Below are 15,107 nucleotides of genomic sequence, written 5' to 3' on the forward strand. Positions count from 1 at the left end.
GGAGACCCCCCTCACCCCCCAACCGTGGACCTCCCTTACGGGAGTTCCACGGTAACTTGCATGATGGGGGGAGACCCCCCTCACCCCCCAACCGTGGACCTCCCTTACGGGAGTTCCACGGTAAAAACCGGCAACAACCCGCGCGAAGGCCGCGCGCGGCGCCTTTTTCGCAGAAGGCGCGAAAAAAGCTTTTTGTAAAGAGCGCGCTAAAAGCAAAGCCAAAAGCCAAATGCAAAATCAACGTCAAAGGAAAAACCCTGGGAGAGGAATCTCCCAGACTCTCTCTTTTTTTTTCAACAGTAAAAACCAACCAAATCAACCCGCCGGCTTGGCATCCTTCGGGACCACCACCGTGCCGGGACGCAGCTTCTGCACCCCCTCCACGATCACCTTCTCGCCCTCCTTCAACCCCTCGGTGACAATCCACTCGCTTCCCGAAAAACCATCGGTCTTGATCGGACGCGCCACAACTTTGTTGGCCTCGTCCACCATCATCACGATCTGACCCTGCGGGGAGTACTGCACCGCCTTTTGCGGAATCACCACCCCCTCGCGCGTCGCCATCGCCAACCGCACCCGCGCGAACTGACCCGGCAACAACACCCGCTCCGGATTGGAAAACTCGGCGCGCAACGCCACGGCCCCGGTCTGAGGATCCACCGCCATGTCGGTAAAACGCAATTTTCCAGGCAACGCATACTCCTGATCATCATCCAGAAGCAGGCGCACCTCCACCTCCTCGACCGGCTTGGCCTCCCCCGCGCGAATCGCCCGACGCATGCGGAAAATCTCCGGTCCCGGCTCGGTGAAGTTCACCCAGATCGGATCCAACTGCTCCACCGTCGTCAAATGGGTCGCCTCCTTCTGTCCCACCAGCGCCCCCTCGGTCACCAGCGTCCGCCCCACCCGACCGGCGATCGGCGCGGTGATGTTGGCATACTCCAGATCCAACCGGGCACGGGTCAACTCCGCCTCGGCGGCCAGAATGTCGGCGCTGCTCTTGCGATTCTGCGCGTCGGCCTGATCGAACTCCCGCCGGCTCACCGCATCCTGCTCCACCAGATGCTTGTAACGGCCCAAAGTCTTGCTCGCCAGATCACGCTCGGCCACGGCCCGCGCCAGATTGGCCTGGGCCAGCTTCACCCGCGCCTCCAACTGACGACCATCCAGCCGATACAGCGGCGCGCCGGCCTCCACCTCGCTCCCCTCGACGAACAATCGCTGCTCCACCACACCCTCGACACGGGCACGGATCTCGGCGCTCTTGATCGCCTGCAACCGACCCGGCACCTCCTGGCGCAACGCGATCACCTTCTTGACCGCCGCCACCCGTTCCACCTCCATGGGCGGAGGTCCAGCCGGAGCCGCCTTGGCCGCGCCATCCACACCCTCCTTGCGTTCGCAGCCGGCCAACGGCACCATGCAGGAACAAGCCACCAGCAACCAGATCCAACGGGCGTTCATCCTCTCTCCTCTCCACTTACGAAACCTTGAAAAAACGCAGCATCCCAAGGCTTCAAACGCTTGTCAACGCTTTTTCATCTTTCTTGGAAAAGATCTCCAATCCCCACCGCTTCAAGATGGGTCGATCGATCTTGCCATTGGCCAAAAGCGGCATGGCTTCGAGAATCCGCACATGATGCGGATGTTTGTAGCGCGCCAGGCGTGGATCGAGATACGCGCGAATCCCAACCAGATCCAGCGGCGCGCGAATCACGCACCAGGCCAGTCCCACCTCGCCCCATTTCGAATCCGGCACCCCGACCACCACCACCTGGACCACATGCGGGTGGGAAGCCAATTGTCGTTCCACCTCGCCGGGATAGACGTTCTCGCCCCCGGAAATATACATCTCCTTCTTGCGTCCGATGACGTAAAACAGCCCCTCCGCATCGACACGCACCAGATCCCCGGTCGCGAAATGGCCCGCATGCATGGCAGCGGCAAACAGGGCCGCGTGGCGCCAGTACCCCTTGCAGACATGCGGTCCGGCGATCCACATCTCCCCGACCTCACCTGGCGCGACCGGATTGCCGCTCTCGTCCACCACCCGCACGTCGGAGTTCTTCATCGGTCTGCCGATCGAATCCGGATGGAGCGGGGCCTCACAGGTCTGCAACAAAAAGCAGTTCGGCCCCACCTCGGTGAGTCCGAACCCCTGTTTGAACGGCACGCCCCGTTGGTGATACCCCTGGATCAGGGTCAGGCTCAGAGGCGCACCCCCGGACAACAGAAAGCGGATGCGAGAAAAATCGGTACGCGCAAAATCCGCATGATCGAACATGGCCTGAAACATGGTCGGCACGGCCCAAAAGACCGTCACCCCGGCCTCGCGGATCTCTTCGAGCACCCAACCGGCATCGAACCGTTCGTGCAGGATCAGGGTTCCGCCCACGCAGAGCATCGGCAGGCAGAAGACGTGATAGCCCCCGGTGTGGAAAAACGGGGTATTGACGATCGATACATCGTCCGCGCGCAGCACGTCGGCGGAGAGGGTGTTGTCGATGTTGGCGCGGATCATGCCCGCGTGGAACATCACCCCTTTCGGGGTTCCCGACGAGCCGGAGGTGTAGAGGATCATCAGCACCCGCTCCAGGGGAATCGTCCGATCCGGGAGCGGGCGAGGTAGAGCATCCTGGTTCAGGGTGTCCAACCCGATGAAGCCGGGACGCTCGCCGAAAAGGCATTTCGGTTCCAGATCCGCGAGGATCGCCGCGATCTCCTGGTCAGCCAGGCGGTGATTGAGGGGCACCAGAATCGCGCCGATGCGGATGCAGGCAAAAAAGAGGGTGATGTGTTCCACCCGGCTCGGGGCGAGCAGCACCACCCGATCGTCATCACGCACCCCGAGGTGCCACAAGAGATCCGCCTGGCGGTTGATTTCGGCGTGCAATTCGGCGTAGGTGAAGGGGCGTCCGCTTTGACGATCCAGCAGTGCCAACTGCTCGGCCCGTGTGCGTGCGTGAAGGGCGATGAAGTCCTGCCACATGGGAACCTGTCAGGCGACAAACTCAGCGGGGTCCAGGGGCCAATGGCCCCTGGTGGGATCCAGGGGCAACGCCCTTGGGACTTTATTCTTAAGATTTTGCCTTTGATTTCAATGAGGCTCTGCCTCTGAACCTCCGCCGGGGATCTTGCGATCCCCGGACACCTGCGACAGTGGAGCTTGGCCCATTGGCGCCGTACCTTGATTTTTCCCCCATCACAGCCGCCGATGGGTCAAACAGGGAATCCTTTGCCGACACCGGGCCACCCGCTCCCGCTCGATCGGCGCCAACACATACCCCACCCCGTCCGCACACTGCGCCACCACACTCCCCCACGGTTCGACGATCATCGAACGGCCATGAGTCTGACGCCCGCCCGCATGCTGACCCCACTGCGCCGAAGCCAACACATACGCGAAATTCTCGATCGCACGCGCCTTGATGAGTGGTTCCCAGTGATCCCGCCCCGTGACCACCGTAAAAGCGGCAGGCAACGTGAAAATCTCGGCATTCTGCGCACTCAGCGAACGAAATAACTCCGGAAACCGCAAATCATAACAAACCGTGAGACCAATGCGCCCGAACGGACTGTCCACCACCACCGGTTTCTTGCCCGGACGCACATAATCCGACTCGCGATAACGCACCCCGTCGCCGATGTCCACGTCAAACAGATGGATCTTGTCGTAACGGGCCCGCACCTCGCCCACTTCGTCGATCAGATAACACACATTGAAGGATTTGCTCGAACCCGGATCCGCCACGGGAATCGATCCACCCGAAATCCACACCCGATGACGAACGGCGAAACTCTTCAGGAAGGTCAGGCTCGGTCCGTTGGCCGGATCCTCGCGCATGGCCCGCTTCTCCTCCTCGCTGCCCCCGAAAAAGGAGAAGTTCTCCGGCAACACCAACAAACGCGCCCCCTGCCCGACCGCCGCCTCCATCAACCGTTCGGCCACGGAGAGATTCGCCGCCCGATCCGGACTGGAGTTCATCTGAATCACGGCACCCAGGGGAGACATCACGCCACCAGCAACGGATCGAGCTTGCCTGCCTGATCCAGGGCATGCAGATCGTCACACCCGCCGATATGCTGACCGTTGATGAAGATCTGCGGCACGGTGCGACGTCCACCGGCCAGCTTGACCATCTCGTCGCGACGCTCCGGATTCTTGTCGAGGTTAATCTCCTCGAAGGTGACGTTCTTCTTGTTCAACAGCATCTTGGCACGAATGCAGAAAGGACAGACCGTGGTGCTGTACAGGACGATTTCAGGCATGGAAAACTCCTTGGCAAGGTTGCTCGAGATCAAAAAAACATTCACGGCCCATCCGCATCGACCCGCGCCAGACAAAGACCGCTCACCCGTCCGGCACCGGCTCTCTTCAAGGTGACCACGGCAGCCTGCATCGTCGCACCCGTGGTGAAGACATCATCCACCAGCAACACCGAACGACCCGTGAGACGTTCCGGACGGATCACGCTGAACGCACCGTGGACATTGAGCCGACGGGCATGGGCATTCAAACGGGTCTGGGGTCGGGTCTGCTTGTGACGGATCAACAGATCGGTCACGAGCGGTTTGCCCAATCGCGCGCCCATCTCTCCAGCCAGCAGGGCGGACTGGTTGTAGCGTCGCCACAATAAACGCCGGAAATGCAACGGCATGGGCACGACCAGATCCGGATCCTCCCAATACAAGGACCGCTCCAGACGTTCCCAACAAAGCGCGGCCAACAGACGACTCCGCTCGGGGCGATCCAAGAACTTGAAGCCCAGGATCAACTCCGCCACCCGTCCGTCGTAGGGAAACGCAAAATAGGCCGCATCCAGCGCATGCGGGTTGTTCAGACAGGCACCACAACCGGGTTCTGGTCGCGCGGTGCGCGCTCCGCATCGCAGGCAGTGATTTTCCGGCAGGGGAGGCAAGGAGTCAAGACAGTTCCGACACAGCCGATGAACGACCCGTACCGATTGATGACAACTCGGACAGACAGGGGGGAACAGGAGATCGAGAAACCGCTGATATCCGTGTTCAACCCCCCGCGCAAGAGAGACGAGTCGCGGCGGCAGAATTCGGACCAGGCTCACAAGATATTGAAGAGCGTATGGAAATTGGCCAGTTGCAGAAGCTTGCGAATCTCGGGACGGGAGTTGACGATCAGGATGTCCGAGGCGGTGCCGCCCGAGGTTTCACGCAACAACAAGAGCATGCCCAAGGCCGAGCTGTCCATGCGCTCGACCTCCTGGAAATCCAGCTTGTATTTGGTGCCAGGGGGGTTGTTGCCGGTCGTCTGCTTGAATTCGCTCCGCACGGAAAAACCGAACAGCTTCGGAAGACGAACCGTGACGTACTCCCCCTCCTTGGAAACTTGAATCGTCATCTTGACCTCGATGTTACAAATGGGGTTCGCCCATGCCATGGAAAAGCTGCGATCCATGGAGTCCGGCCCTTGTGAAAAAGTGCGGCACCATCATGGGAACTGCATCCTGAACCAAGATTAACATCATTTCGGTAAATTTGCAACGCAGAACCCGTTCCCGTTCTCAACGCGACCATCCGGCTCGATCTTCGCACCCAACTCAACCATTCAATGCAACAACCGTACCACGCAAATTCTCAAGCTCGACCAGCGCCTCCTTCATGCGGTACTTGCGCGTCAACTGTTCCAATCGGGTGATGGCGGCCCCGATCTCGCCCGTCCACCCCATGGCCAGCATCGAAGATGCCAAGGGCAGACAAGGACGCGGACGGCTCTCGCGCACATGGGGGAGCATCTCGTCGATCAGAACGAGCAACGCATCCCCCTGGGGCGCGCTCGGCGCCCCCTGGACCGGCTCGGGCTCCGCGCCCGTCAGATCGGCGCATCCCGCCTCGATCACCGTCACGACCGACCGCAACGCCACGGAGAACGCATCCAGCCGACTCTCCTCGATCACCACTCCGGCCAGCGCATCGTTCTCCAACGTGGCGCACAACCCCTGCAACCCGGTCGCCCCGACACTCCCGGACACCCCCTTCAAGGTGTGCAACAAACGGCCCGCCACAGTCCGGTCTCCCGCCTCCAGCGCGTCGCGCACCTCCCGATCGCTCTGCCTGTGTCCCTCCAGAAAGCGGAACAACAGCTTCGCATACAGGCTCTTGTTGCCCCCCAAACGCAGGAGCGCCGCGTCGCGCTCGATCCCCGGCAACAGCGGCAAACGGATCTCGCCAGACACCGCCTCCGGCTCCGACTCCAGGCCCGACTCCACCGGAGCCGTCAACAACCGTTCACCGTCCGGACACAACATGCGCACCAGGGTGGAGAACAGCTTGTCCACCTCCACCGGCTTGGAGAGATACGCATCCATGCCATTGGCCAGGCACTGCTCGCGCTCGCCGTTCATCACGTTGGCGGTCATGGCGATGATCGGCACGCTCCGCCACGCCGGAAGCTCCCGGATGCGCCGCGTCGCCTCGTGACCGTCCATCACCGGCATTTGCAGATCCATCAGGATGGCCAGACAGGGCCCCTCGTCGAGCGCCTGCAACGCCTCCTCGCCGTTGTTGGCGATCCGCACCGACAAGCCCGCCAGCGCCAGAAGATCACGGGCCACATGCTGATTGAACTCGTTGTCCTCCACCAACAACAGAGGATGGGGCGGCAACCCCTTCAACATCCGTCCATAGGCTGCCACCGGACGGGCCTGCTGACGGGTGACCAGATTGGACAACGCCTCGGAATCGGGCAGGCCGAACCGGGCGGTGAAGGCGAATTCGCTCCCCTCGCCCAGGGCGCTGGTCACATGGAACGCGCCATCCATCATCTCCACCAGCCGCCTGGAGATCGACAATCCCAATCCCGTACCGCCATAGCGCCGGGTGGTCGAGGAATCGGCCTGGGAGAAAGATTGGAACAGCCGCGACTGCTGCTCGGGGCTCAGGCCGATCCCGGTATCGCGCACCGAAAAACGCAGCTCGATCGCCTCCCGCCCCGCCGAAACCAGACGCACCGCGATCGATACCTCCCCCTGGGCGGTGAACTTCACCGCGTTGCCTACCAGGTTGATCAGCACCTGACCCAGACGCAAGGCATCCCCCATCAGATGTTCCGGCACGTCCTCGCCGACGAACGCGCCAAGTTTGAGCCCCTTTTCGCTGGCGGGAATCGCAAAAAGCGTGGTGAGATGATCGATCACATCACGAGTCCGGAAGGGATTGCTCTCCATCTCCAGACGCCCGGCCTCGATCTTCGAAAAATCGAGAATGTCGTTCAAGATCCGCAACAGGGATTGGGCGGCCCGTTCGATCTTCTTGAGGTAGTTTTCCTGCTTGTCGGTCAACTCGGTGTGCAGACAGAGGGCGGTCATGCCGATGATGGCGTTCATCGGCGTGCGGATCTCGTGGCTCATGTTGGCCAGAAACTCGCTCTTGGCGCGGTTGGCCTGCTCGGCGGATGCCTTGGCGGCACGCAGTTGATCGTCCATCTCCTTGCGATCGGTGATGTCCTCCTTGACCGCGATGAAATGGGTGATCTCCCCCTGGGTGGCGCGCAACGGCGAGATCGACACCGACTCCCAGAACAGCTCGCCGTTCTTCTTGCGGGTGTGGAACTCTCCGTGCCACTCCTGACCCGCCAGGATCGACGCCCAGAGGGTGCGATACTCTTCCGGCGGGGTGTGACCCGATTTCAGGATCCGCGTGTGCTGACCGATCGCCTCCTCGCGGGCATAGCCGGTATTCTGACTGAATTTGGGATTGACATACTCGATGATGCCGGACAAATCGGTGATCACCACCGCCACCGGGCTCTGTTCCACGGCGTGATAGAGCTTCTGCACCATCTCCTCGGCGCGCTTGCGCTCGATCAATCCGGCCAGGGTGGTGGTCACCAGCAGCAGAAAATCCTCCAGGACCGACTCCCGGCTCGTCCCGATCTTGGGATAAAGGTTCAACACCCCCAACATCTTCTCGCCCGACTGGATCGGCAGACAGATATGACCGTGCGGCGTCATCTCGCGGATGCGGATGGTGTGCCGTTCATCCAGATGATCGGCGAAGATCGGACGCCCCTCCAGGGCCGCCCGTCCGCACAGACAGGTGCCGATCGGCACCCGCGCGCAGCGAACCCGCAACTCCGGGTGCATGCCCACCTGGGTGGTCATCAACAACCGGTCCGCAGTGAGATCCTTCAAAAAAACCGAGCCCCTGGACTCCACCGGCAACCACGGAATGGTCAAAATCCGTTGCAAGGCGCGATGCAGCACCACGGGCAGCGTCTCGGGAAGCAGGGAGATCTCCAGGATCTCGTTGACCACCCCCTTGACGCGATCCGCGTTCTCGGCCTGCTCCTTGGCGCGCAGCAACTGCTCTTCGGTCTGCTTGAGACCGGTGATGTCGTGGGCGAGCATCACGAACCCCTCCAGGCGTCCGCGCTTGGAGAGAATCGGCATCAACCCGAACTGCTGCCAGCAGATCCTGGATCCTTCCCCCGCATCCCCCGGCCTGGTCCGCACCGGCAACAAGCCACGCCACGGCTGTCCGAACCCGATGGCCACCCGCAACGACTCGCGCGACTCCTGCTCGGTCAGATACCCCTCGATCTCGAACAAGGTCTTGCCGACCACCTCGGTGGCGCGCCAGCCGGTGGAGGCCGAAAAACCGGGATTCACGAACTGGATGACGCCGAACGGATCGCTGGTGAGAATCGCATCGCCCGAAGCGTCCACCGCCTGTTGCAGGCGGCGCTGTCGGGTGGTGGCGATCTTGAGGCTCCACAACACCCGCAACAACACCCCCAACAGCAGGATCGAGGCCCCGAACAGCACAAACTGATAGTTGCGGGCGATCTCCTGACGTTTCTGGAGATGACGGGCCGAAATCCGATCCAACTGCCGCCACCCGTCGGCGATCGGCAGGTTGAGGATTTTCTCCAGCAGTTGATCGGTGCGCGGCTTCCACGCGAGAATCAGGCGAACATGATCCACCAGTTCGGCAAAATCGGAGAGATCGGACAGATCCCCCAGATGGGCTTCGATCTGGTGCAACACCTCCTCGCCGGCATGTCGGCCCGAATAGAGCAGCATGTCCTGCATCAGGTGCAGCATGGCCTCGGTCTTGGTGTGGTGACGCGCCCGATCGGACTGTCCCGGCAGGGAACCGGTACGTTCCATGGCCACCACCGGCAGATGGCTCAGGGAGTTGCGCAGCAAGGCATTGCCGGACTTGAACCCCTCGATCCACTCGAGTTTCCTTTTCAGATCCTGCTCCAGTTTCCGCCAGGCGGTCAGATACTCCCCTCCATCCCCTTCGAGCACCGGAAGCATCTCCTTGGCCCGCTCCAGGGCCCAGACGACCTCGCGGTGATAGATCACCGTGTCGTCGTAGTGTTCGAGCATGCCCGAGCGGGCCATGACCAGCTTCTGGTTGATCCCGGTTTCGGAGTTGAGCATGCGCGACACCAGCTCCTCCTGACGCTGATAGGGACGACGCTCCACCTGGGTGAGCGTGCCGACCCACCCGAAAACCACGGCCACGAGCAGCGCCGCCGACCATCGCGCCCACTCGACCCGTTTCATCGACACTCTCCGTACAGGATCCCCTCGAGGGTGCCCAGAAATCCGACCAGCAGATCGCGCTCATGCACCGAGATGCCGCGTCCCAGTTGTCCGCGCGCCATGAGCATCACCGCATCCTCCAGGGTTTCGACATCGCCGTGATGAAAATAGGGGGCGGTGCGGGTGACGTTGCGCAGCGAGGGAACCTTGTAGACCCGCGCGTCATCGGGGTTACCGGTCACCGCCATGCGATCCGGCGCCTTGGTGCCGGCAGGATGCTCCCCGCTTTCCAGGCTGTTGAAAACACCGGTGCGATGATACAGGTTTCCACCCAGATTCACCCCCTGATGGCAGGAGACGCAACCCAGTTTCTTGAACAGTTCGTAGCCTTGTTTCTCCCGTGGGGTGATCGCCTGGTCGTCCCCGCGCAGATAGCGGTCGAAACGGCTGTTCGGGGTGATCAGGGAGCGTTCGAATTCGGCGATGGCATCCCGGATGTTCACCGCCTGCACGCCACCCCGATAGACCCGCGCGAAGGATTGACGATAGGCGTCGTCCTGGGCCACCTTGCGCAGCACGTCGTTCCAGTTGGAGCCCATCTCCACCCGCACCGTCTCCTCGATCTGCTCCTCCAGGGAGATGACGCGACCGTTCCAGAACTGCCCGATGTTGAACAACGCGTTGAAGACCGTGGGGGTGTTCAAGGTGTTGGTGTCGCCATCGGCGCGGGTGGACCGGGGAATTCCGTCCATGCCCCAGCCGTCGAGGGGATGGCAGGTGGCGCAGCTCATCGAGTTGTTCGCCGACAGACGCACGTCGTGATAGAGCCGTTTTCCCAACTGCACCTTCTCGCCATCCATGGCCGTGCAGGTGGGAACCGGCAACACCGGTTCGTGGCGCGGCTCCCCGGCAAGGGATCCGGTGACGCCCGCCAACCAGCCGAGCAGCAGACCGAACGCCACGAGACGGGTTGGTCTAGCGCAGCTCGACCCCACCGTCTTCCTCCTCTTGCTCCTTCCAGCTTTCGCGCACCTCGAGCACCTTGGGCAGGATCTCCACGAACAACGGGACCAGACGCGGATCGAAGTGACTGCCCGCCCCTTCCACCAACAACTCCACCGCCTTGGCGATCGGCCAGGCATCCTTGTAGGGACGTTTGGTGGTCAAGGCATCGAAAACATCCGCGATGGCGACGATCCGCCCTTCGATCGGGATCCCCTCGCCGGACAGACCGCGCGGATAACCCGAACCATCCCATTTCTCGTGGTGGGTCTGGGCCACGACCCGCGCGGTCTCCAGCAACGGCGAGGATTGCCTGCCGATGATCCCGGCGCCGATGTCCGGGTGGCTGCGCATGACCTGCCACTCCTCGTTGTTCAACCGGCCCGGTTTCAACAAGATCAAGTCGGGGATGCCGATCTTGCCGATGTCGTGCATCGGCGCGGCCTGAAACAGGGTCTCGGCCCACTTTTCGTCCATGCCGGCGGCCAGGGCCAACAACCGCGAATAGTGGCTCATGCGGATGACGTGCAGGCCGGTTTCGTTGTCTTTGTATTCCGCCGCCCGACCCAGACGCCGGATGATCTCCAGGCGGGTCTCCTCGAGTTCCAGGTTCTTGGTGTTCAACTCCTCGGTGCGCCGCCGGACCCGCTCCTCGAGCACCTCGTTGGCCTGGGCCAACTCCTGCCGGGCCTTGGCCAGTTGCAGATGGGTGCGCACCCGCGCCAGCACCACCGCCGGACTGAACGGCTTGGTGATGTAGTCCACCGCCCCCAACTCCAGGCCATAGGTCTCGTCCTCGGTCTCCTGCTTGGCGGTGACGAAGATCAACGGGATTTTCCGGGTGCGCGGATCCTGTTTCAAACGACGGCACACCTCATAACCATCCATCCCCGGCATCATCACATCCAACAGGATCAGATCCGGCTCGCGCTCCGGAATATCCTCCAGGGCGGTGGGACCATCCAGGGCCACGCTCACCTCGTAGCTGTCCCCGAGGGTCTCCAACAGGATATCGATGTTGGTCTCCGTGTCGTCCACCACGAAAATCCGCGACAGGCTATCATCCGACATGCCACTCTCCATTTCAAACGAACAAACGCTCCGATCGGTTCACGATCACGGCGCGACAGGGGACGATGCGTTCAACAGCGCCTCGAGCGCCTGCTCCGCCTCCCGGAAACGATATTTGCGAATCATCTTCACCAACTCGCTCACCCGGGAACGCATGGCTGGCGGGAGATCCAGGCTTTCGAGCTGTTCGAGCCGGGTCTGACACGACTTCGGCTGACGGGTCCGGATCGGTTCCCGCAATGGCCTGAGCAGTTCGGACAACGCCTCCGTGCTGGTCACGCTGCGCGGAGGAACCGGTTTGACTCCGGCCCGGCCACCCGGATCGGGCAGGGCCGTCAGCGCCACCAGCAGGGGTTGCAGAATCGTCTCCACCGCGGACAGCAACTCCGGAGCCGCCTCGGGCGTGCCCGCCAGACCATGTTCGAGATTCTGCGCGACCACCCGCAACTCCTCGGCCCCCAGGCTGCCCGCCAACCCCTTGAGGGTGTGGGCCAGTCGCACCGCCTCGCCGCTCTCGCCCCGATCCCATACCTCGCGCAACCGGTCGATGGCGCCGTTCTGATCCACCGAGAAACGACGCAACAACCGCCACAACAGGGCCCGACTCCCGGCGCACCGTTGCAGGGCCACGTTCATGTCGATGCCCGGCACGTCCGGCGGCATGGGGTGGATCTCTTCGTCGGGCGCGGTCTTCTCCGCATCGCGTCCCGTGTTCTCCTGGAGGGGCGTCCCCTTGACCAGCCAGCGATGCAGGGTACGGTAGAGATGCTGCGGATCGATGGGCTTGGCCACATGGTCGTTCATGCCCGATTGCAGACTCCGTTCCCGATCCCCGACCATGGCGTTGGCGGTCATGGCGATCACCGGCAGATCGAGCTTGAGCTCTCCGCGAATCCGCCGCGTCGCCTCGTAGCCATCCATCACCGGCATCTGCACGTCCATCAACACCACATCGTAGCGGTTGCGACGCAGCATCTCCACCGCATCCGCGCCGTTGCCGGCCACCTCGACGACGATGCCGACCATCTCCAACAAGTCCACCGCCACCTGCTGGTTGACCACGTTGTCCTCGGTCAAGAGCACCCGCTTGCCGGAAAGCTCGCGAAAACCCACCAGGGCGGCCCCATCCTGAATCAAATGGCGCATCTGTCGGGTCGGAGCCGCGCCGAACAGCTCGGCCACCGCGTCGAACAACTGGGAGGCGGTCACCGGCTTGGGCAGGGGACGGGTCTCCGGGATGCCGCCGCACCACTCCTGCATGTTGACCATCTCCGGTTGCGGACAGAGCACCACCGCCGGCAACCGTCCGTATCCCGGACGTTCTCGCACGCGCCGCAACCAGTCCAGACCGTCCTGATGGGCGTAATGGGCGTCGATCACCAACAGGTCCGGCTTCTCCAGCCACTCGACCCCCACCGAATGGACGGTCCCCTCCCGTTCCAGACCAATACGAAAGGTGAGGGAGTGCAACAGCTCCAACAGGATCTCCCGACCACGCGGATTGTCCATCGCCAGTCCGACCCTCAAGCCGCGCAGCTCCGGTTGCGGCTGGAAGATGCCGCGATCCTCCTCCATCACCCCCATCACCACGGTGAAGATGAATTCGCTGCCCACGTTCGGCTGGCCACGGGCGGTGATGCCGCCTCCCATCAGCTCCACCAGCCGGCGGCTGATCGCCAACCCCAAACCGGTGCCCCCGAACTGCCGGGTGGTGGAACTGTCGGCCTGGGTGAAGGATTCGAACAGATGCTCCACCTGCTCCGGACGGATGCCGATGCCGGTATCGCGCACCAGAAAACGCAACTCCACCTTGGCACCCAGCCGCGACGCCACCTCGACGCGCAACTCCACCTCGCCGCGCGTGGTGAATTTCATGGCATTGCCGAGCAGATTCAGCAACACCTGCTGCAAACGCAGCGGATCGCCACGCACCTGCTGCGGCACCCCGATGCCTCGGGAACAGAGCAGCTCCAACCCCTTTTCGTGGGCCTTGGGCGCAATCAGGGTGGTGACGGTCTCCAACACCTCGTCCATGCGGAAGATCACGTCCTCCAGCTCCAGGCGTCCGGCCTCGATCTTGGAAAAATCGAGAATGTCGTTCAGGATCCGCAACAGCGCCTTGGCCGAGGCATGGATCTTGGCGACGTAATCCTTCTGACGGGGATTGAGTTCCGTGCTCAGGGCCAGATGGCTCATGCCGATGATGGCGTTCATCGGCGTGCGGATTTCGTGGCTCATGTTGGCCAGAAAATCGCTCTTGGCGCGACTGGCCGCCTCGGCGGTGCGCATCGCCGACTTGAGCTGCTCCTCCACCGCCTTGCGCGCGGTGATATCCTGGAACACCGCCACCGAACCGATGATCCGCCCCTCCTCCTTCAAGGGGACGGCGACGATCGAAATCGGAAAGATCCGTCCGGAGCGGTGGGTGAAATGGTCCTCCTCGGAGCGGTAGCTCTCGCCGGCGCGATTTCGCAACCACACCGGACACAGGGTGGCCGGCAGCGCCTCGCCAACGCCATCCTGGTAATGGACCGTGCCGTGGAAATGGCGTCCCAGCATCTCGTCGCGGCTCCAGCCCAACAGCCGTTCCGCCTCGTGGTTGAAGAAGGTGCAGAGCCCTGCGTCATCCAGCGCGTACACCCCCTCGCCCATGGATTCGGTCAGGCTCTCCAGGAACTTCCGGCTGGAACGCAACTGCTCTTCCAGGGCTTTTTGCGGCGTGATGTCGGTGCGGATGGCGATGTATTGCACCGGCTTGCCGCGCTCATCCAGAAACGGCACCACCGTGGCCGCCACCCAGTAGAGATGGCCATCCTTGGAGCGGTTGCAGATCTCGCCATTCCACACCCCACCCGAGGCGATGGTACGCCAGAACTCGCGAAAGAACTCCTTGGAATGATGGCCGGAGTTGACGATGCGGTGATCCGCGCCCAACAACTCCTCGCGCTCGAAACCGCTGATCGAGCAGAACTTGTCGTTGGCGTAGAGGATCCGTCCGGCGGTGTCGGTGATGCTGACGATGGCGTGTTCATCGAGGGCGAACTTCTGGCGCACCAACTGGGCGTTGACCTCGTTGAGACTGGCCTGGGCCTTGAGATAATCCTCCACCAGCGAACTCATGAGCTGGGTGAGTTGCTCGAGTCCGGCATCGTCCTTGCCGATCTCCTCGTGATCGGTCAGGGAGAGCAGTTGGTTGGCCGTGGCGCGCAACGATTCGATCACCACCCGTTGCCGATCGGCGGCGGCGCGCAACTGGTCGTTGGTGCGGGTCAACTCCTCGGAACTCAACCGCAGGCTGCGATCGCGCAACTCGAGATCGCGCTCGTTCTGCTCGTAGCTCGAACCGACCCGGTTCATCAACTCCTCGAGTCCCGCCGCCAGCCGCAGCGCCCCCGGATGGCCCTCCTCCCGCTCCATCAGACGGCGCAACTCCGCCAGCGACTCGGAAAACTCCGCCTCGTTCAGACCACAAACCCGCTTGATCTGCCGTGCCAATAACCGGTTCAT

The 15,107-nt window shown here is 62.4% G+C and carries 10 protein-coding genes; all 10 read right to left on the bottom strand.

The features are described from left to right. Positions 1-315: 315 nt before the first annotated feature. The 10 genes from ACV4UY_RS03430 to ACV4UY_RS03475 all read right to left on the bottom strand — a co-directional run bounded on the left by ACV4UY_RS03430 (position 316) and on the right by ACV4UY_RS03475 (position 15,107). On the bottom strand, positions 316-1,464 hold the full coding sequence (locus ACV4UY_RS03430; RefSeq protein ID WP_491606254.1) for an efflux RND transporter periplasmic adaptor subunit: 1,149 nt from the start codon (positions 1,462-1,464) through the stop codon (positions 316-318). Positions 1,465-1,516: 52 nt separating this feature from the next. Next, positions 1,517-2,989, bottom strand: coding sequence for a class I adenylate-forming enzyme family protein (locus ACV4UY_RS03435; protein ID WP_491606255.1), 1,473 nt, complete (start codon positions 2,987-2,989; stop codon positions 1,517-1,519). 213 nt (positions 2,990-3,202) lie between these two features. Then, positions 3,203-4,012 (bottom strand): carbon-nitrogen hydrolase family protein, encoded by an 810-nt coding sequence (locus tag ACV4UY_RS03440; RefSeq protein WP_491606256.1) that lies wholly within the window; start codon positions 4,010-4,012, stop codon positions 3,203-3,205. Further along, complete coding sequence (gene grxC, locus ACV4UY_RS03445) at positions 4,012-4,269, bottom strand: glutaredoxin 3 (protein WP_491606257.1); 258 nt, start codon at positions 4,267-4,269, stop codon at positions 4,012-4,014. Before grxC ends, ACV4UY_RS03440 begins: the two co-directional genes overlap by 1 nt. A 41-nt stretch (positions 4,270-4,310) precedes the next feature. After that, the gene (locus tag ACV4UY_RS03450; protein WP_491606258.1) at positions 4,311-5,081 is read right to left on the bottom strand and encodes a ComF family protein; all 771 of its coding nucleotides are present in this window, start codon (positions 5,079-5,081) and stop codon (positions 4,311-4,313) included. Then, a complete protein-coding gene (locus ACV4UY_RS03455) occupies positions 5,078-5,374 on the bottom strand; it encodes an STAS domain-containing protein (RefSeq protein WP_491606259.1) in 297 nt (98 codons plus the stop codon). Before ACV4UY_RS03455 ends, ACV4UY_RS03450 begins: the two co-directional genes overlap by 4 nt. Positions 5,375-5,573: 199 nt before the next feature. After that, complete coding sequence (locus ACV4UY_RS03460) at positions 5,574-9,548, bottom strand: PAS domain S-box protein (protein WP_491606260.1); 3,975 nt, start codon at positions 9,546-9,548, stop codon at positions 5,574-5,576. Further along, positions 9,545-10,522, bottom strand: a complete 978-nt coding sequence (locus tag ACV4UY_RS03465) for a cytochrome-c peroxidase (protein WP_491606261.1) — start codon at positions 10,520-10,522, stop codon at positions 9,545-9,547. Before ACV4UY_RS03465 ends, ACV4UY_RS03460 begins: the two co-directional genes overlap by 4 nt. After that, the gene (locus ACV4UY_RS03470) at positions 10,503-11,600 is read right to left on the bottom strand and encodes an HD domain-containing phosphohydrolase (RefSeq protein WP_491606262.1); all 1,098 of its coding nucleotides are present in this window, start codon (positions 11,598-11,600) and stop codon (positions 10,503-10,505) included. The genes ACV4UY_RS03465 and ACV4UY_RS03470 overlap by 20 nt, the downstream gene beginning before the upstream one ends. A gap of 45 nt (positions 11,601-11,645) precedes the next feature. Further along, on the bottom strand, positions 11,646-15,107 hold the full coding sequence (locus ACV4UY_RS03475; RefSeq protein WP_491606263.1) for a PAS domain S-box protein: 3,462 nt from the start codon (positions 15,105-15,107) through the stop codon (positions 11,646-11,648).

Source organism: Candidatus Magnetaquiglobus sp. (assembly GCF_058402785.1).